Origin of the sequence: Sphingobacterium sp. UT-1RO-CII-1 (assembly GCF_026711005.1) — a bacterium.
In the GTDB taxonomy this organism is placed as follows: domain Bacteria; phylum Bacteroidota; class Bacteroidia; order Sphingobacteriales; family Sphingobacteriaceae; genus Sphingobacterium.
This window is the reverse complement of record NZ_JAPPVJ010000003.1, coordinates 420,131-440,625: the sequence shown is the minus strand read 5'-3', so window position 1 is coordinate 440,625 and position 20,495 is coordinate 420,131. Positions and strand designations below refer to the sequence as shown.

The window sequence follows — 20,495 nt, the reverse complement described above, 5'->3', positions numbered from 1 at the left end:
TGAGATTCGATATAAGGTTATTCACAAAGATTATATATTTATATCTTTGCCTATACTAAAAAAAGGAGCAAAATTCAATGGCAGTATCAAAAGTTGACGAACATAATAGAGCGTTTATGCAAGCTGTATCTTTTGTTAATCAAACTAATCAACAGATTTTTTTAACAGGGAAAGCGGGGACAGGAAAGACAACTTTTTTAAAATATATACGGGAAAATTCATATAAAAAAATGGCTATTACGGCTCCGACAGGTGTTGCAGCCATGAATGCTGGTGGAACAACGTTGCATGCTCTCTTTTGGCTGCCCTTCGGGACGTTTATTGAAAACTATGAGTTGAAATGGGATGAGCAAGACAGCCATATTTATAATAAAAGTCGATTGTTCTCAACTATTAAGCTGACAAAACAACGGCGAGCAATATTACAAGAGCTGGAGCTGCTGGTTATTGATGAAGTGTCGATGGTAAGGGCAGATACACTAGATGCTATTGACGTTATTTTGAAGTCGGTTAGACGGGATATGAGACCCTTTGGCGGTGTTCAGATGCTATTTATAGGTGATTTGTATCAGTTGCCACCTGTTGTGCGCGATCATGAGTGGCAGGTTTTAAGAGAGCATTATACCAGTCCTTTTTTCTTTGATGCCAAAGTGTTAAGAGAAAATCCATCTGTTTTATTAGAACTCAATAAAATATATAGACAAAGCGATGGTGATTTTATCAGGCTGCTGAATAATATCAGAAATAATAACTGTACCGCAGCAGACTTAGAGTTGTTAAATGCACACTATCAGGAAGATTTTAAGCCAGCAGATAATGAACAGTATATTACTTTAACTTCACATAATAAGTTGGCCGAAAGCATAAATCAAGAAAGATTGATGCAATTAGCGGGCACAATGCATAATGTGAAAGCTGTTGTAAAAGATGAGTTCCAAAATTCTTCTTTTCCAGCGGATGAAGTTTTGCCACTAAAGGTTAATGCACAGGTAATGTTTATTAAAAATGATAGTGGTGAGGATAGAAAATACTATAATGGAAAGATCGGGACAGTTAAGGAACTGAACTTAGATAAACATCAAGTGGTGGTAGGTTTTGCAGATGGCTCTGACGATGTAATCGTAAAAAGAGAGACCTGGGAGAATATTCGCTATAAGTATAATAAAGGGGAAGATAAGATAGAGGAAGAGGTGATGGGGACGTTTTCGCAATTCCCATTGCGCTTAGCTTGGGCGATAACAATACACAAGAGTCAAGGGTTAACATTTGATAAAGCAGTGATTGATGCTGGGACTTCTTTTGCAGCAGGTCAAGTTTATGTTGCATTGAGTAGATTGACGAGTTTGGAAGGTTTAGTTTTAAAATCTAAAATACCTATGCATTCTATACGGACAGATGGGCAAGTGGTAGATTTTATGCAGCGGATGAATTCGGAAGGGAAAGTTGATGAAATATTACAGATATGCCAACGAAACTATTTAGGACAAATTTTGCTGCAAAGTTTTCGTTGGAATGCTCTAGTGGAAGGAACCTCTGAAATTAAAGAATCATTGTCTTCGCGTAATATTGATAGCAAGGCCGAAGCATTGCTGTATTTGGAGAAGATGCTAGGTGTGCTACAAGAGCAAGAGAAGGTCGCTAATAAGTTTATCACACAATTGTATGCGATGCTAAGTGATAAACAGGCACTGGATTATGATAAGATTTGTGACCGTACAAAATCCGCTGTCGCTTGGTTTCTTTCTAAGTTTGATGTGGAGGTGTTGTTAGCAACACAGGAGCATATTGAAGATTGGAAAATAAAAAAGAGGACAAAAAAATATGTGGATGAGCTCCGCTCGTTACTGTTGGACTTTAGACGAAAAAAAGAACAGCTAAATCATTGCTTAACGATAGCAGATATATTAACACAGAGCGGAGACCTATCTACAGTAGTGGATGAAGTGAATCGCTTGGAGAAGTCTAAAGATAGTTCTGTTCGGGTATCGGATGATGAAGATATTACGAAAGATACCAAAACAATTTCCTTAGATATGTTTATGGATGGCTTGACAATCGATGAGATAGCTAAGAAAAGAGACATGGTATCAGGTACAATATATGGGCATTTAATTAATTTTGTGGGTACAGATATTGATGCGGAAGAGTTGATCGATGAAGCTAAACTTAAGAAAATAGTGGAAGTGATTGAAAGTAACCCAGAGAAATCATCCTCCGAACTCAAAATGATATTAGGTAACGATTTTGATTATCCGGATATAAAAATTGGTCAGCGTGTTGTTGAGCTAAAATTCAAAGGTAATTAATTATTTTTGTGTAATGAAAGATGATAAAAGGACAAAGCTAAGAATAAATGTGAATTGGATAGGTATACCTTTTCAAATGGTTGTGATAGTTTTTGTAGGGTACTGGGGAGGGGCGTGGTTAGATAATAGTTTTAAGATAAATAATAAATGGGGTACCATTGGACTTACTTTATTTGCCTTATTAATATCCCTGTATCAGCTTGTGAAACAAATTCAAAGAATAGAGAAGAAATCTAAATAAAATATTAATTGGAGAAGCTTAGAGATATTTTTTCGTTTAGTACTTTGCTGCTTGGGAGTAGTTTATTAGTGTTTGGGGGAATCCTCCTTTTACAAAATTATACTGACTTTATTTTTTTAAGCAATTACTATGTTGAGTTGTGTGTTTTTTTATTCCTTGTAACGGCTTTAGCTTTTACAGTTTCGTACTTAGGTATGATGCATAATTCGGAGCTAGGTGTTGTCGGTATTTTAGGTGGGATGACGATTAAAATGATTGTTTCTCTTAGTTTTTTTATCTTTGTTATGTATCGTTTTCCTGATGAAAATCGAGTGATTTTAGGTCTGAATTTTTTTTGTATATATTTATTAATGTCGTGTTTTGAAGTTATCATTTTGTTACGTATTTTGCGACGCAAAATAAAATAGGTAAAAACACAGTATAAATGGAATTAAGCCACTTTTTAACATCAGGAAGAATCAGGACTTTGTCAGTTTTGTGCGTTTTTCTAGCTTCTTTCTTTTTTCTTTCTTCAAATTTGTATGCTCACGATAGCAAAAATGAGTCAATTGAGGTCACTAATGAGGAAATTGGTACTAAAGAGAAAAAAGGATTTAATATCACTGAATTTATTTTTCATCACATCGGCGATTCTCATGAGTTTACAATTTGGGGTGGTGATGCTGAGGGTAAAGTAAAATGGGTAGGTTTGTACTTGCCAGTGATTCTATATACCGACAATGGTATTGTCACTTTTTCGTCTAGCGAATTTGAACGTAATGATGATGCTACTAAAATTGTAGAGAAGAAAGGACAGAAGTTTGTTAAGTATCATGGTAAGATTTATTATGCTGATGATATCACAAACTCACAGGGTGCATATGTTAACTATAATGAAGACCATAAGCTATCAAATGCTCGTCCTTTAGATTTTTCGATTACTAAAAATGTTTTCACTATTCTGTTTACAATAGCTTTACTGTTTGTTGTTTTTACGGCAGTGGCTAGAGGTTATAAGAAAAATGCAGGAAAAGCACCTAAAGGGGTTCAGTCATTCTTCGAACCATTAATCCTTTTTGTTCGTGATGAAATTGCTATTCCTAACTTAGGACATAAATATGAACGTTTCATGCCTTATTTATTAACCGTTTTCTTCTTTATTTGGTTTCTAAATGTTTTAGGGTTGATTCCTTTCTTTCCAGGTTCGGCAAACGTTACAGGTAATATTGCAGTAACTATGGTTTTTGCAGTTTTTACCATGATCATTATCTTGTTTAATGGTAATAAAAACTATTGGGGACATATATTTAACCCACCAGTTCCATGGTGGCTGAAACCGTTGATGATTCCTGTAGAGATCATAGGTGTATTTACGAAACCTTTTGCTTTGATGATTCGTCTTTTTGCAAACATTACTGCAGGGCATATTTTAGTGCTTTGTTTATTATGTTTGCCTTTCCTATTTAATGCGAGTGTGATTGCTGGTGGTTCAGTATTGTTTACGATCTTTATTGCTTTGATTGAATTGTTAGTTGCGTTTATACAAGCGTTTATCTTTACGATTTTATCGGCATTGTTTATTGGAATGGCTATTGATGAGAGTAGTGAACATTAAGATTTTTTTTAACTAATATATATTAATATGACTGGTACATTAGCCGCAATTGGAGCGGGTTTAGCAGCTCTAGCAGCTGGTTTAGGAATTGGTAAAATTGGAGCATCTGCAATGGAGTCTATAGCTCGCCAACCTGAAGCAGCATCAAAAATCCAAACTGCAATGTTAATCGCTGCTGCTTTTATCGAGGCTGTTGCGTTATTTGCTGTGGTTGTATCTATGATTTCTAACGGATAATCAGATACACATTGTTTTTAAAGAACCTGTTTTGGGGTTGCCAACAGGTTCTTTAATTAATTTTAAAGTTGAAAAAATATAAATAGTAATATACATATAACTTATATAAGCATCATATGGATTTATTAATTCCTGAAATTGGTTTAGTCTTTTGGCATACGATTAGCTTTTTAATTTTATTATTTCTTTTAGCTAAATTTGCTTGGAAGCCAGTACTTTCCGCAATCAAAGAGAGAGAAAGTAATATTGAGAATGCTTTAGCGGCTGCCGAACAAGCAAAATTGGAAATGGCTCGTTTAACAAACGAAAATGAGCAATTATTAAAGCAAGCTCGTGAGGAACGTGATATTATTTTGAAAGAAGCAAAAGAGCTGAAAGATAAAATTGTTGCCGAAGCAAAAGAGCAGGCTCAGGTTGAGGGAGGTAAGCTAATAGAAAACGCAAAAAGAGAGATTGAAGATCAGAAGAACAAAGCTTTAGCCGAGGTTAAGAATCAAGTATCTTCACTATCTTTGGATATTGCGCGTAAAGTTTTAACAAAAGAGTTTGAAGACCAATCTAAACAAGAAGCTTATGTAGGCGACTTGCTAAAAGACGTGAGGTTAAATTAATTGGTCATTCAAGTTTTAAATTAGTAATATGTCAATTTTTACAGTAGCATCTAGATATGCGAAATCACTTATTGAGCTAGCAGAAGAACAGAATAATTTGGATGCAGTTAAGTCAGATGTTGAGGCAGTGATCTCGATATTGAAATCTAACTCCGAGCTATTGGCTGTGCTTAAAAACCCTATTATTGCTGTTGATAAGAAACAGAATATTTTGGCTGCTATCTTTAAAGATAAAGCGAATCAGCTAATTGTAGCTTTTTTCAATATTTTGGTTTCAAAAGGTAGATCGAATATACTTCTTGATATTATGGAAGAGTTTATTCGTGAATACAATGAGAAAAAGGGAATTGTAAAAGCTACTGTTACATCAGCTACTGTGTTATCAGAAACAAATTTAGCTGAACTGCAAAATAAAATAACACAAGAGGTTAATGCACAGGTTATCTTGAAAAATATTGTCGATCCGACGTTGATAGGTGGGTTTATTGTGCGTGTAGGTGACAGACAGATAGATGTAAGTATTGCAGGTAAATTGAATAAATTAGAAAAACATTTTGTTAGCCAAGGTATTTAATACTTGGTTAATATGAGTTAAGAAATAAAATCAAAAACCCCTTATAATAACAACATGATAGAGGTAAGACCAGATGAGGTTTCGGCAATTCTTAGAGAGCAATTGTCAGGCTTTAAATCAGAAGCCGAACTAGAAGAAGTAGGTACCGTACTTACTGTAGGTGACGGTATTGCACGTATATACGGCTTAACCAAAGTTCAGTCCGGTGAATTGGTTGAATTTGATAACGGATTAGAAGGTATCGTATTAAACCTAGAAGAAGACAACGTGGGTGTTGTACTTTTAGGTTCTTCAGACGATATTAAAGAAGGAGATACAGCAAAACGTACAAAGCGTATTGCATCTATTAAAGTAGGTGAAGGTATGTTAGGACGTGTTGTAAACACGTTAGGACAGCCTATAGATGGTAAAGGACCAATAGTTGGCGAGACGTACGAAATGCCTATCGAGCGTAAAGCTCCGGGCGTAATTTATCGTCAGCCGGTTACTGAACCACTTCAAACAGGTATTAAAGCTATTGATGCGATGATCCCTGTTGGCCGTGGACAACGTGAGTTAGTTATTGGTGACCGTCAAACTGGTAAAACAGCTGTATGTATTGATACTATTTTAAACCAAAAAGAGTTTTATGATGCAGGTGAACCGGTATATTGTATTTATGTAGCTGTAGGACAGAAAAACTCTACTGTAGCTAACATTGTACGTGTTTTGGAAGAAAAAGGAGCAATGGCTTATACAACAATTGTTTCTGCTTCTGCAGCAGATCCTGCTCCTTTACAGTTTTACGCTCCAATGGCAGGTGCTGCAATTGGTGAGTTCTTCCGTGATACGGGCCGTCCGGCATTGATCGTATACGATGACTTGTCTAAGCAAGCTGTAGCATATCGTGAAGTTTCTTTATTGCTACGTCGCCCACCAGGACGTGAAGCTTATCCAGGTGATGTGTTTTATTTGCACTCCCGTTTATTGGAAAGAGCTGCTAAAATCAATGAGTCTGATGATATTGCTCGTAACATGAACGATTTACCAGAATCTATTAAGCATTTAGTAAAAGGAGGTGGTTCATTAACTGCTCTTCCTATTATTGAGACACAAGCTGGTGACGTTTCTGCATATATTCCAACAAACGTAATTTCTATTACGGATGGTCAGATTTTCTTAGAGTCTAACTTGTTTAACGCAGGTATCAGACCAGCTATTAACGTAGGTATTTCAGTATCTCGTGTTGGTGGTAATGCGCAGATTAAATCAATGAAGAAAGTAGCGGGTACATTGAAGCTTGATCAAGCTCAGTTCCGTGAACTTGAGGCATTTGCTAAATTTGGTTCTGATTTAGATGCGGCAACAAAGGCCGTTCTTGATAAGGGTATACGTAACGTAGAAATTCTAAAGCAAGGACAGTATTCTCCAGTTGCTGTTGATAAGCAGGTTGCGATTATTTACGCAGGTACGAAAGGTTTGTTCCGTACTGTGCCTGTGGATAAAGTGCGCCAATTCGAAGAAGAGTATTTAACTCAGCTTGAGCAGCGTCATCCTGAAGTTTTATCGGCATTGAAAGCTGGTAAATTTACAGATGAGTTAACAAATGTATTAGATACAGTAGCTAAAGAATTAGCAGCAAAATATTAATTAGAATTTAAAAGTAAGTGTTGAAAGACACTTACTATTCTGAAATTATGGCAAATTTAAAAGAAGTAAGAAATCGAATAACCTCGGTTACATCAACGCAGCAAATTACCAAAGCAATGAAAATGGTTGCTGCGGCTAAATTGAAACGTGCTACGAATGCAATTGTACAGTTGCGCCCGTATGCAGAGAAACTGAGAGAAATATTAGCACAGGTTTCTGCTTCTGTAGAAGGTAGCGACTCGCCGTATACGCAAGATCGTGAGCCTACTAAGGTTTTGATCGTTGTGATGACCTCTAATAGAGGTCTAGCAGGTGCTTTCAATGCCAATGCTATTAAAACTGCGAATAATCTGATATTTGGAAAGTATGCCGAGCAACATGCACGTGGAAACCTTAGTATAGTAGCTATAGGTAAGCGTGGACATGACTTTTTTGAAAAGCGTGGTTTTAATGTTATTGGTAATAATCATGATTTGTATTCGGACTTAAACTTTTTAGACGTTTCTAAAGTTACAGAATCAATTATGAATCAGTTTAAAGCTGGTGAAATTGATCGTGTAGAAATTGTATATAATCAGTTTAAAAACGCAGCTATGCAAGAGCTTGTTTCTGAACAGCTTTTACCATTGTTGCCGCCTGAAAATGAAGCAGATGCTAAATCTACAGAAGTAGAGTATATTATTGAGCCTTCAAAGGAAAAAATAATTGAAGAGCTAATACCTAAAGCTATTAAAACACAATTATATAAAGCTGTATTGGATTCGAATGCGTCAGAGCATGGAGCACGTATGACAGCTATGGATAAAGCAACAGAGAACGCAGGAGATTTATTGCGTGATCTCAAATTATCCTATAACCAAGCGCGTCAGGCAGCTATTACAACGGAACTTTCTGAGATTGTATCCGGTGCGGCGGCTTTGTCGAATGGTTAATATTTAACCGTATTAATAAAAAAAGGTCTTCAACATATTGAAGGCCTTTTTTTATTAAACTTTTTTAAAAAGGGATTTTAATTAGTCCTTTATTTTTTTGATCAAACATTTTTTCTTCTTGGAGAGTATATTGTAAATAAGAGGTTTTCTATCTCGATTTATACTTTTGTTGTCTAGTAACCTTTTGTTTTTTAGTTGATTAAAAAGAAGGTTCTTGACGAATTTTACGTAAGAAGTAAAACGCAATTATCTTATTTTCTGCTGTTTTGTGTTACAAATGGTCGTTCCATTTTTAAGTTTTATATAAAAGCAATTCATTTATTAAAAATTTTATTTTTATTCAAAACTCCTTCTATACTGTTGATAGATTGAAAATCGCTGTTTAATAATTTATAAACTGTTTTTTTTAAGACACTATATAACTAAGACTAGTTCTATATTACTTTATTATTATGCTTCCTATTTAGTAAAGCTTTTATTGAGTTATACTAATTAATTATTTTAAGCATGATAATCAGGTTGTTAGTGATGCTGCTGACCTCTTATCAGTTGTCAGCGCAACATATTGTTCCAGCTCCTTTTCAAGGTATGGGGGGAGCCAGTTTAGCCCAATCGGGTGTGTTTGCATTAGCTTATAATCCAGTGGGGGCTGTAGATATTAAGTCAGCGACAATAGCAGGGGCGTATCAACAACACTTTTTAGCTACTGATATTGCAACACAAGCAATTTTGTTGGGTTTGCCACTAAAAAATAATTCTGTTGTAGGATTAGCTCTTGTAAACTACGGCATTTTTGATTTAAATAGTTTTGTGCGCACAAGTCTTTCTTATTCTAAAAATTTCGGAAATACTATAACGGCATCTTTGTCAGCTAACCACCATCTTTATGCAGTTAAACAATACCAAAGTGAGTCTACATTTTCGGCAGATTTGTCTTTCATGTATAAGTGGACTGATTTTTTGCAGACAGCCATTCTCTTTAAAAATATAGGGAATAGTAGGTTGAGTACAACGGTAGATGAACGTTTAGAGCGTGAGTTGGGAATAGGCTTCTTATATAAAATAAGTTCCGATATACATATTGCTGCTGATGTGGTAAAGGATTTTTCGACGGATATATTGTATAGAGCAGGGGTCAGTTATTTCTTTACTCCTTTGTTCTGCATGCGTACAGGTGCGAGCTCGGGACCTTTACAATATACTGCAGGATGTGGATTTGCAGATGGTAAATGGACTGTAGATTTTTCTTTTACCTACCATAGGTACTTAAATATGTCTCCTCAATTAGCGATGTCTTATGCCTTCTAAAATGTGTTGGTCTTACTTATCAGGGCTCTGTTTTATTGTTTTGTTTTTAATATCTCATGGAGCTAAAGCTCAGGACATAAATTTGGTGGAAGAGCAGATCGTTGAGCAGGTAATGGATGAGCTCGAAGAAGGTATAGATATTAGTGAATTTACGGAACGATTACGTTATTACTATAGGCATCCTATAGATATTAATAAAACAGATGGGACGGAATTAACCGAATTACTTTTTTTAAATCCTTTTCAAATAACATCTCTACTTCAGCATCGTGCGCAGACAGGGAACTTTATCTCTATACTAGAGCTACAGGTTGTATCTGGCTTTGATGTAAAAACAGTTGAATTGCTTGAACCTTTTATAACGGTCAATGAAGGTTATTTTGAAAAGACAAGTGTTAAAGATTTTATAACTAATAGCGAGCAACAATTAATGCTTCGTTATGGCCGGATCTTAGAAAAACAACATGGTTATCATGTTAGAGATTCCAGTCGTTCAAGATATTTAGGCGACCCCAATCGTTATATGTTACGTTATAGGATGAATTATCAAAATGATATTCGTTTAGCTATTAATATGAAGAAAGATGCTGGCGAGCCCTTTTTTAAAGAGAAGCAACGGTATGGTTTTGATCATTATGGTTTTAGTGTTTATATCCGAAATAAAGGGATTTTTAAATCCATAGTTTTAGGAGATTATAGTCTGCAATCAGGTCAGGGCTTAGTATTATGGAATGGGTTGAGCTTTGGAAAAGGGGCTATGATAACAAGTAGCGCACGGCAAGCAGCTGGGCTAAATAGTTATACTTCTATGAATGAATCTGATTATCTAAGAGGAGTAGCTGCTACCTTAACTGCGGGTAAATTTGAGGTGACGCCCTTTGTTTCGTGGCGTAAGCTGTCAGGGAATTTAATAATTGAAAATGAAGGATCAGTAATTAAAAGTATTTCAAAATCAGGCTTGCATCGTACGCAGACCGAGCAGCAGTATCGGAATGCTATTAAACAATTTACAACTGGGGTTGATTGGCGCTATAAAAATAAGCGATTGCAACTTGGTTTTTTGGCTCTTTATAATAGGTTGAATGCACCCTATATGCCAGAAGATAATTTGCGAAATTTGTATGCTTTTAGAAAGCCAGATAATACCAATGTTGGGTTTAATTATCAATATACATTTCGTAATATTTTTTTATATGGTGAGTTTGCTCATCAATTGTCTCAAGGTTGGGCAACAAATAATGGTGTCATTGCGAGTCTTCACCCAAAACTTTCTTTGTTTTTCAATTATAGAAATTATGATAAGAAATATTTCTCTGCTTTTGCTCAAGGCTTAGGTGAAACTAGAGCCACTACCAATGAAACTGGGCTTTATACAGGAATCGTTTATCATCCAAATAGAACCTTTTCATGGCTTAACTACATAGATTTATTTAAATTTCCTTGGTTAAGATATCGGGTCGATGCGCCTAGTTCTGGGGCTGATTTTTTATCGCAGCTGAGCTATAGTTGGTACAAGATCGGAGAATTATCTTTTCGGTATCGCTATAGGTTTAAACAAGAAAATACGGCAGCTATTGTTCCGGAAAGATATCTGGCAGATGTGGAAAGACAGCAGGTCCGTGTGAGTTTTAGGTACAAGTTAAATGAAATTTGGGAAATACGGTCGAGAGTTGAAGCCGCCTTTTATGAGAAAGACGGTGTACAAGATTATGGTGGGCTTGTTTATCAAGATGTGTTCTGGAAGCCTTTAAATAAGAAGATTCAGCTTAATAGCCGCTTAGCCTTTTTTAACACGGACTCTTATGAAACGCGAATTTATGCTTATGAGAATGATGTTCTTTATGCAAGCTCTTTCCCCTTATATAATAAAAAAGGATGGCGTAGCTATATAAATGCCAGATATCGTTTAGGGCGTCATGTAGACTTTTGGTTACGCTATGCGATTACAGTATATAGAAACGAAGATTCTGTGGGTTCGGGATTGGAAAAAAGTGAAGGAAATAGAAGGTCGGATATAAAAATTCAATTTAGATATCAATGGTAAAGGATGTCATTGTATTAGAAAAAGGAAGGATGCCTTTTGTCCGTATCTTCTTGTACTTTGCTTTAGGTATCGCTGTGCGGTCGTGCTTGCCAGTTTCTTTGCTAAGCAATGAGTTTTTTTTTATTGTGGTTCTGTTAGCAGTAAGTGTTTTTTTATATCTAAATTTTCTATGTAAAAGCGATATGAGTCGCTGGTCTTCCCTGCTTGTTTTTATTATTTTAGTGCTGCTTGGGGGCTTGGTGCACCAGTTTAATGAACCGCGTAGCAGTAATAATTACTATCAGTATCAATCTGGGGTGTACCTTATTGGTAAAATAGCCGATGAACCTATCGAAAATGACAAAAACTGGCGGTTCCCTTTTCAAATAGATTATATAATAGATTCTTTATTAGAAATGAAACCCGCAGAAGGACGGGTTATGCTTACGATAAAAAAAACATCAGATGTAAACCATTACTTCTATGGTGATCAATTACTTATTCCTAACCGGACTACAACTGTTTCTAAAGCTTACAATCCGAAGCAATTTGATTATGCTCAATATTTAGAAAATAAAAATATTTATCACCAAGCTTATGTTGAAGAGGAAAATATTAGTTTGTTATATGCTCGTAAGGGAAATGTCATAATCAGTAAGGCGCTTCAATTTAGAGAAAATCTGGTAGATAAATTTAAGGGTTTTATTGCTGACTCCACTGCACTTCAAGTGAGTTCGGCTTTAATTTTTGGTTATAGACAAGATTTTTCACCAGATCTTCTAGACGCTTTTGTGAAAACAGGTACTGTTCATGTATTAAGTGTGTCGGGTTTACATGTTGGTATTGTTTTTTTCTTGTTGAATAGCTTGTTACGGTATCTTGATCGTTATCGAAATGGACGTCTCGTTCGTCTGTATATTGTGTTGTTTGCTGTTTGGGTATATGTTGTATTAACAGGAATGGCTCCGGCAATATTGCGGGCCGGTATAATGATTTCTTTTTTTCTTGTGGCGGAATTAAGTGGTAGAAAACAAAACAACTTAAATACATTGTTTTCGTCAGCATTTTTTATACTTCTGATTAACCCAAAACTATTATTTGATGTGGGGTTCCAATTATCTTATACAGCGGTTTTAGGTCTGTTTACGATGTATCCTTTGCTTAATACTACTTTTGTCGTTAAGCATAAACTAGTTAATAAAATAAAGCAGTACATATTTATATCAATCGCTGCGCAACTATTTACAGCCCCCTTGGTGCTTTATTATTTTAATCAATTCCCTAATTATTTTCTTTTAGGGAATCTATTTATTGCTATTCCTTCCACTTTATTGATGTACGTAGGTATTGTTCTAGCCTTTAGCCCATTTCATTTTTTAAATAAATTTTTAGGTGCTGTTATTGAATACCTAAATGAATTTATTTTGTCGGGTCTATATTCTGTAGAACGTTTACCCTACGCTGTAGTGTCCGGTGTGGATTTTTCCATACTACACGTGTGCTTGCTTTATAGTATTATTGTGTTTGTAACGCTAGGTTGGAATAAGCGAGTGGGGTTGAAAATTATGTTGTCCTTATTGCTATTGATAATACTTGTTACGACTTTTTATTTAAATGTTTTTCGACTTAGTACTTTTCATGGCATTAAGATTTACAACATCAACAACGATTTTGCCATCGCCTTTTTTAAGAGAGGAAAAGTTTCTTTATTTTCCAATGTTGAGTCTCTACAACATAGTAAAATAAAATATAATACCTGGCCTGATATTGAGCGCTACACTACTATAAATTCTGTGAAATTTGAAAAGGTTAAAATTACAGCGGATTCTACTGCTGTTTTGAAGGGGTATGGTCTTCAGGTAGCTATAATCCATGGTGAGTATGTGCCTCCGGATTTGGAAGACTGTGATTTGATACTATTTCGACAAAATGTAAAAGGTAGACAAAATTTAAATCTACAAGAAGCACCCAATGTTCCTTATATTTTTGATGGGTCGAATACGGAAAAAAATGTTAATCAATTAATTCAGCAAGCAGATTCCCTGAAACGGAGCTATTATATATTGAAAGATAATTTTTCTTATGTTTGGTCTAAGCAAGATTAATCTGTGGAAGATAAAAGTCTAATTATATTAAAAAAATATTGGGGTTACGATAGTTTTCGCCCATTACAGCAAGATGTTATTAATTCCATTTTGGAAGGAAAAGATACACTTGCTCTAATGCCCACAGGGGGAGGGAAATCTATTTGTTTTCAGATTCCTGCTATGCAGCTTGAGGGGATATGCATTGTAATAAGTCCGCTTATTGCTTTGATGAAAGATCAGGTTGAGAACTTGAAGAAGAGAGGAATTGAAGCTGTTGCTATATTCTCGGGGATGTCTAAACGAGAAATAGATATTACTTTAGATAACTGTGTGTTCGGGAAAATAAAATTCTTGTACTTATCGCCTGAGCGACTATATAGCGATTTGGTAAAGGAGCGGATCCGCTATATGAAAGTGAGTTTATTCGCAATTGATGAAGCACACTGTATTTCGCAATGGGGGTATGATTTTCGTCCACCTTATTTACAACTGACGGAGTTACGTAAATTACATGCCAAAGTACCTTTTCTAGCTTTAACAGCGACAGCAACACCTAAGGTTGTAGACGATATCCAGGAAAAGCTAAATTTCATATCGCCAAATGTTTTTCGAACTAGTTTTAGGCGTTCGAATCTTGCGTATATGGCGCTGAAAGAAGAGGACAAAATGGGGCGTATGTTACGCATGATCCATAAATTAGGCGGTACGGGAGTCATTTATGTTCGAAATAGAAAGGAAACGCAAGAAGTTGCAGCATACTTAAACAACCATGGTGTAACGGCAGATTTTTATCATGCTGGACTGGATAATAATACAAGAAGTCTAAAACAAGAGGCTTGGACAAATAATAGAGTCCGTGTTATTGTTGCGACCAATGCGTTTGGTATGGGAATCGATAAATCTGATGTTCGTTTTGTTTTGCATTTAGATATACCAGATTCTTTAGAAGCCTATTATCAGGAGGCGGGACGTGCAGGAAGGGATGGAAAAAAAGCATTTCCGGTACTTATGTACCAACAGGCAGATGTGGATCGTTTGTGGGATAATTTTAACACTAGTTTTCCTTCTGCTAAGTTTATTCATCAGGTTTATCATTATTTGGGAAATTATTTTCAAATGGCTTACGGGGCAGGAGTAGGTTTATCACTAGATTTTGATGTCGTAGCTTTTTCTCGGAAATATCAACTTGAACTTAGACCGACCTTGAGTGCTTTAAAGTTCTTAGAACGAGATGGATGGATAGCCGTTTCGGAAGCAGTTTTTATACCTTCCAGATTTAAGTTTGAAGTTGATTTTCAGGAATTGTATAAATTGCAAGTTCAATCCGAACGCTATGACGCGGTAATTAAGTTGATTTTAAGAAGTTTCGGTGGTGCGTTTGATTTTTATATCAATATTAATGAATATGAATTAGCACGCAAATTAAAAAGTTCTTATCAGACCGTAGTAGAGCTTTTAACGGGGCTGGAAAAGTTGCAGTTCGCTTCCTACCTACCCAAGACAGATGCTCCCCAATTGGAGTTTCTTAGACCTAGGATAGATTATAAAAACTTATATATCGACACACAATTTATTGCTGAACGAAAAGAAATAAAAAGAAAACAATTATTAGCTATTGAAAGTTATTTAAGAGAGAAGCAATGCCGAAGTATAGTTTTGCAAAATTACTTTGGAGAACCTGAACAAACAGAATGCGGAGCTTGCGATCTTTGTTTAATGAAAAGTCATGGACAGCGTATAGAGAGAGCGTTAGAAGAAGAAATTGAAGCGTTATTACGAGCTGGAGGAAAAGATATTAAAACATTAATTGAGGCGCTTAACACGGGCGATGACGTAGTGAAGTTGAAGGTTGTGCGAGAGATGCTGGATAAAGAGAAAATTAAATTAGAACAAGACATATACATGTGGAATATGAAAGGTTAATTGATCTTTTGACAAAAAAGTGAAAAAGTTCAAATTGCAAAACTTTGATTAGGCAGTAATACTTCTTATTTTTGGACATTGGAAAAGTAATGTTTTTATGGCAAAGAAGTTATATGTATCCAACTCGACGGAATCACAAAGAATGTTTAAAAGTGATTTTTTAGAGTCGTTGACAAAGGTTCATTATCTTGTACCTATTATTTTTTGGGTTCCGGTTATCGTCTATTTAATCTATAAGGCTTATGCTATAGGAGAGATGACGACAGGGAGTGTGGTTGGTTATTTCATATTTGGGTTGGCATTTTGGACGCTGGCAGAATATGTTTTACATCGCTGGATTTTTCACTATCATCCTACCTCAGCGTGGGGACAACGGATACATTTTATTTTCCATGGTGTACATCATGATTATCCAAAAGATAGATTGCGCTTAGTAATGCCTTTATCGGCAAGTATTCCTATGGCCGCTATTATATATTTTATTTTGAGTTGGTTTTTTGGCGAATTCACATTATCTGCCTTTTTCGCAGGCTTTCTTTTTGGTTACCTCATATATGACGAGTGCCATTATGCTATGCATCACGCAAATTTTAAATCAGGTTTGTTCAAACGTATTAAAGATCATCATATGTTACATCACTATGCTGACCCTGAAAAAGGATTTGGTGTAAGTTCTTATATTTGGGATGTAATATTTGGATCAGGCTTTCCGAAAAAAGGAGTGAAGAAAGCAGCAGCAGAGCGAGCGAATAGAAAAAAAGACGAAATAGAGGCTTAAGTAAAGTTTGTGTATGAAATATAAAAAAACGGGCGGCCTTTGGGTGCCCGTTTTTTTTATCAAAATAAAGTTACCACCTAATCAGTGCGGCCCCCCAAGTAAAACCGGCTCCAAATGCAGCCAAACAAATTAAATCGCCTTTTTTAACTTTACCCTGTTCCCAGGCTTCCGATAAAGCAATAGGGATAGATGCTGCAGTTGTATTACCGTATTTTTCAATGTTATTAAATACTTGATCATCTCGTAGACCCAGATTTTTTTGTATGAATTGGGAAATTCGTAGATTGGCTTGGTGCGGAACTAATAAGTCGATATCAGTGGTCAATAAATTGTTAGCGCTGAGTGCTTCATGAATTACTTCCGGGAATTTGACTACAGCTTTTTTAAAGACAGCTTGTCCATCCATGTGCGGGAAGATAGAGCCATCTTCTAGCATTTCTTTTGTCATAAACAATCCGCCTAATTCCTGTTCGGGTAAAGTAGGTTTCTTATCTAACCATTTTCCTGCTGAAGCGCCTGGGTAGTATAAAGCTAACTTTTCGGCTTCGGCGCCGTCCGAATGTAAGTGTGTGCTTAAAATTCCTTTACCGGGCTCTGTTGTAGGTTGCATAACAACGGCGCCAGCTCCATCTCCAAAAATAACAGATACATTTCGACTTCTCGTCGCATAATCAATAGCAAAAGATTGCTTTTCAGCGCCTACGACTAAGATGTTTTTATACATCCCTGTTTTTATAAATTGATCAGCAATAGACAGCGCATAAATAAATCCCGAACATTGATTTCTTACGTCAAGTGCTCCGATTTCTTTCATACCCATTTCCCGCTGTAAAAGGACTGCGCAACCGGGGAAGTAGTAATCAGGAGATAGTGTGGCGAAAATTATAAAATCTATATCTTGGGCTGTTGTATTTGCACGCTCTATCGCTATTTTTGCCGCTTCGACTCCCATTCCCGTGGTTGTTTCTTCCAGCCTATCTGCGTATCTGCGTTCTTTAATTCCAGTCCTTTCCTGTATCCACTCATCACTTGTATCCATGAAGCGGGTAAGGTCGTTATTTGTATAGACGTTCTTCGGGACATAATAACCAATGCCCGCAATAGTTGATTGATACATAAATATATTCTATTAGATCACAAGCAAAGCTACGTAATTTTTAAAAAATAGCTATTTTTGTAAAATGAGTGTACAGACTGAGCAAGAAACTTTTACGCTGGAGGAAATATTATCAGCTATTAAACCTTCAAATAGATTGATCTTATGGAACGATGAAATCAATACTTTTGATCACGTGATTGTATGTTTGATGAAGCATTTGCAATATACTGAAGTGCAGGCCGAACAGATTGCATGGAAAGTGCATAATGAAGGTAAATGTGCTGTCTTAGAAGGCTCATTTACAGAAATGGAAATCTATCGTAAAATACTCAAATCAGAGGGGTTAACTGTTTCTGTAGAATAGTTGTTGTTCGTAATAATGCGGTTACGATAGTTGAGTGCTTGGTATTATTTTGTTTTTTTGTGAAAACGAACGAACTTTATAATGTTGTACACTAAAAAATCACCCCTATTTTTCTTTCTTATTCTTATCCCTTTCTTCTCAATCGCTCAAAAAGGTAAAATAAAAATCACTCTAGTTGATAGTGAAACTAAAGAAGTTGTGATCGGAGCTAGTGCAGCCCTTCTTAAACAGGGAAGCAATACCTATGTTGATGGTGCGCAAAGTGATGTCAATGGGCAAATAATGTTTGAAAGTGTGGATTATGGAACATATATGTTGCGTATCACATTTTTAGGAATGTTGGATGTTCTTAAAGAGTCGATAAAGGTTGATAAAGAGCAACTATTAGATTTAGGAACCATAATCATGAAAAGTGATGGGAGTGTTTTAGAGCAAATTGTTGTGGAAGGTAGAGTGCCGGATGTTCAATTGGGTATTGATAAAAAGGTTTTTGACGTATCTCAAAGTTTAGTTAGTGTGGGAGGGTCTGCTAGTGATGTCTTACAGAATGTACCTACGATACAAGTTGATTCGGATGGTAGTGTATCTCTAAGGGGCTCTACTAGTGTTAAAATATTGATTGATGGAAAAGAGTCAGCTATGGCAGGCTCAGATATAAATAGCTTATTACAATCGTTGCCGGCAAACTCAATTGCCAAAGTGGAGGTCGTTACTAATCCTTCATCTAAATATGATGCAGAAGGACAGTCTGGAATAATTAATATAGTATTGAAAAAGGATATCCGTACGGGTCTAAATGGCAATGTAACGGCAACCGGAGGATCTTATGACAATTATAGTGCAGGCTTAAATCTCAACTATCGAGATCGTCAGTTCAATTTCTTTGGAGGCTATAACTATGCTAGACGCAATAATCCTGGCGATAGTTTTAATGATAATATACAGTTGATCGATGGGCTTGTAAGCGATAAGAGCGAGCAGACTATAAGTCGGACAGAAAATAAACGTAAAAATAATAGCCACACAATTCGTTTTGGAACTGATTTTTATGCCGCACCTAAGACAACATTAAGTATTGGTGCTAACGTAAGTGTGCGAGACAATGATCGTCGCTCTTATATAAATTATCAATATTTTAATATACCAGCTTACGGAGCAAGTTCCGAACGAAATACACAACAGTATGAGGATGACTTAGGTTTTGATCTTACTTTTGATTTTAAACAAGAGCTGAAAAGAGAAGGAGAGGAACTGACTGCAAATGTCACGTACGGCAGTGATAAGGAAGATGGTACAAATGATTATTATCAGACTTATGCTAGTGGAATCGCCCCTCTGCAAAGAAATAATGTAACAAGTGAATCAGGAAAGAACTGGAATTTTCAGACAGACTATGTGTTGCCTTTTGCCGAAAACCATAAGTTTGAAGCAGGTTATCGTGGTATTGTTCGAAATAGTGAAGACTCGCAATGGTCTGAGCTTATGGATGCTGCTTCTGGGCAATATAAGCCCGACTATACGGTGAGTAATGATTTTGATTTAAAAAATAGCGTACACGCTTTGTATGCTAATTATCAACGTATGTTGACTGAAAAAGTAGGTGTTCAGGTAGGGTTAAGAGGAGAGCAGACATATTTAAATTCGACGTATTATAATCTAGATCCTGATGCAGATGAGGATAAAAGAGTAACGAAGGGAAAGCAGGACTTTTTTAGAGTTTACCCAAGTCTCTTCCTGACCTATGAGTTAGGAGAAAAAGGTGATAAAGTACAGATGTCTTATACCCGAAGAGTGCAAAGACCAAGAGGATGGCAAGTTAATCCGTTTTTAAATATTTCGGATGAAACAAATTACCGACAAGGAAACCCAGACCTTTTGCCTGAAGATATACATTCTTTTGAGCTTAGTTTTGCTAAATTTTATGAAAAATGGAATTTTATAACTTCCGCTTATTATAGACACGTTAGTGATATGACGAGCCCATTCTTAAGAGACCCTGCAGAGATAGCTCATATTGTTGGTGATAAGAGTAATGTTACATACAGTAGGTGGGAGAATGTTGCGAAGCAAGATGCCGCTGGTGTGGAGTTGATTTCCAAAGTGAATTTATTGAAATGGTGGGATGCGACAGCGAATGTCAACGTATTCTATAATCATACTACACCGTATAAAGAGTTTGAAGCCAATGAAGCGGAAAACTTTAGTTGGAATGGAAATATCAATACCAATGTTAAATTTGCGAAAGCAACATCTATGCAGATCCGTGCGGACTATCGAGCGCCTCAAGAATGGTTGCAGGGAAAAATGAAGTCTATGACCGGGGTTGATGTGGCTTTACGACAAGACATCCTTAAAGGAAAAGGAACAGTTATGTTCAATGTTCGTGATGTGTTTAATACCCGTAAGTTTAGAATGGAAAATCATTTGCCTAATCAGCTTATTAAAATGGAACATAGATGGATGCCTCGCACATTTAATTTGTCTTTCTCATATCGTTTCGGAATCCAAGATTTAAACAAAAAGAATAACCGTAGTGAGTATAGTGGAGGAGATGAAGAAATGGGAGGTGTTGGATTTTAGATAAATTCATTAACTTTATTATCTTTATTGGCACAATCATCTTTCAAGAGACGTGAAAAATAGCAAAAGAGAAAGATGATACTGCGTTAAATTAGATAATAATCAAACTAAACGAATACTTAAAAATATTAGATGTTCATGCTATGTGTTTTAAAGGGAATTAAGACGACAGGTTTTTATACTCATTTAGCATGATAAATTAAATTTGT

The 20,495-nt window shown here is 36.0% G+C and carries 16 protein-coding genes; 15 read left to right on the top strand and 1 reads right to left on the bottom strand.

Annotated elements, in window-relative coordinates; all coding sequences use genetic code 11:
- Nucleotides 1–77: 77 nt before the first annotated feature.
- The 13 genes from ORI89_RS09290 to ORI89_RS09230 all read left to right on the top strand — a co-directional run bounded on the left by ORI89_RS09290 (nucleotide 78) and on the right by ORI89_RS09230 (nucleotide 16,243).
- Entirely contained in the window at nucleotides 78–2,306 is a 2,229-nt protein-coding gene (locus ORI89_RS09290) for a helix-turn-helix domain-containing protein (RefSeq protein ID WP_268230187.1), read from the top strand.
- A 13-nt stretch (nucleotides 2,307–2,319) separates the two neighbouring features.
- Nucleotides 2,320–2,547, top strand: a complete 228-nt coding sequence (locus ORI89_RS09285; protein WP_268230186.1) for an AtpZ/AtpI family protein — start codon at nucleotides 2,320–2,322, stop codon at nucleotides 2,545–2,547.
- A 424-nt stretch (nucleotides 2,548–2,971) separates the two neighbouring features.
- Nucleotides 2,972–4,141, top strand: coding sequence for a F0F1 ATP synthase subunit A (gene atpB / locus ORI89_RS09280; protein WP_268230185.1), 1,170 nt, complete (start codon nucleotides 2,972–2,974; stop codon nucleotides 4,139–4,141).
- Nucleotides 4,142–4,168: 27 nt separating this feature from the next.
- The gene (atpE, locus tag ORI89_RS09275; protein WP_268230184.1) at nucleotides 4,169–4,378 is read left to right on the top strand and encodes an ATP synthase F0 subunit C; all 210 of its coding nucleotides are present in this window, start codon (nucleotides 4,169–4,171) and stop codon (nucleotides 4,376–4,378) included.
- Between the two features lie 116 nt (nucleotides 4,379–4,494).
- Complete coding sequence (locus tag ORI89_RS09270; RefSeq protein WP_268230183.1) at nucleotides 4,495–4,989, top strand: F0F1 ATP synthase subunit B; 495 nt, start codon at nucleotides 4,495–4,497, stop codon at nucleotides 4,987–4,989.
- Between the two features lie 28 nt (nucleotides 4,990–5,017).
- Entirely contained in the window at nucleotides 5,018–5,563 is a 546-nt protein-coding gene (locus tag ORI89_RS09265; RefSeq protein WP_268230182.1) for a F0F1 ATP synthase subunit delta, read from the top strand.
- 54 nt (nucleotides 5,564–5,617) lie between these two features.
- Complete coding sequence (atpA, locus tag ORI89_RS09260; protein WP_268230181.1) at nucleotides 5,618–7,192, top strand: F0F1 ATP synthase subunit alpha; 1,575 nt, start codon at nucleotides 5,618–5,620, stop codon at nucleotides 7,190–7,192.
- Between the two features lie 47 nt (nucleotides 7,193–7,239).
- Entirely contained in the window at nucleotides 7,240–8,124 is an 885-nt protein-coding gene (gene atpG, locus ORI89_RS09255; RefSeq protein ID WP_268230180.1) for an ATP synthase F1 subunit gamma, read from the top strand.
- A 507-nt stretch (nucleotides 8,125–8,631) separates the two neighbouring features.
- On the top strand, nucleotides 8,632–9,432 hold the full coding sequence (locus ORI89_RS09250) for a hypothetical protein (RefSeq protein WP_268230179.1): 801 nt from the start codon (nucleotides 8,632–8,634) through the stop codon (nucleotides 9,430–9,432).
- A gap of 40 nt (nucleotides 9,433–9,472) precedes the next feature.
- Complete coding sequence (locus ORI89_RS09245; protein WP_268230178.1) at nucleotides 9,473–11,476, top strand: ComEA family DNA-binding protein; 2,004 nt, start codon at nucleotides 9,473–9,475, stop codon at nucleotides 11,474–11,476.
- On the top strand, nucleotides 11,470–13,560 hold the full coding sequence (locus tag ORI89_RS09240) for a ComEC/Rec2 family competence protein (protein WP_268230177.1): 2,091 nt from the start codon (nucleotides 11,470–11,472) through the stop codon (nucleotides 13,558–13,560). Before ORI89_RS09245 ends, ORI89_RS09240 begins: the two co-directional genes overlap by 7 nt.
- A 3-nt stretch (nucleotides 13,561–13,563) precedes the next feature.
- A complete protein-coding gene (locus ORI89_RS09235; RefSeq protein ID WP_268230176.1) occupies nucleotides 13,564–15,465 on the top strand; it encodes a RecQ family ATP-dependent DNA helicase in 1,902 nt (633 codons plus the stop codon).
- A 97-nt stretch (nucleotides 15,466–15,562) separates the two neighbouring features.
- Entirely contained in the window at nucleotides 15,563–16,243 is a 681-nt protein-coding gene (locus ORI89_RS09230) for a sterol desaturase family protein (RefSeq protein ID WP_268230175.1), read from the top strand.
- 70 nt (nucleotides 16,244–16,313) lie between these two features.
- Here the strand turns inward: ORI89_RS09230 and ORI89_RS09225 are convergent, their stop codons facing one another.
- On the bottom strand, nucleotides 16,314–17,360 hold the full coding sequence (locus ORI89_RS09225) for a 3-oxoacyl-ACP synthase III family protein (protein WP_268230174.1): 1,047 nt from the start codon (nucleotides 17,358–17,360) through the stop codon (nucleotides 16,314–16,316).
- 64 nt (nucleotides 17,361–17,424) lie between these two features.
- On the opposite strand from ORI89_RS09225, the gene ORI89_RS09220 reads away from it, so the two are divergent.
- Together ORI89_RS09220 and ORI89_RS09215 are read left to right on the top strand one after the other, a co-directional pair.
- Nucleotides 17,425–17,706, top strand: a complete 282-nt coding sequence (locus ORI89_RS09220) for an ATP-dependent Clp protease adaptor ClpS (RefSeq protein ID WP_268230173.1) — start codon at nucleotides 17,425–17,427, stop codon at nucleotides 17,704–17,706.
- A gap of 81 nt (nucleotides 17,707–17,787) precedes the next feature.
- Nucleotides 17,788–20,286, top strand: coding sequence for a TonB-dependent receptor domain-containing protein (locus ORI89_RS09215; protein WP_268230172.1), 2,499 nt, complete (start codon nucleotides 17,788–17,790; stop codon nucleotides 20,284–20,286).
- The last annotated feature ends 209 nt before the right edge of the window (nucleotides 20,287–20,495 follow it).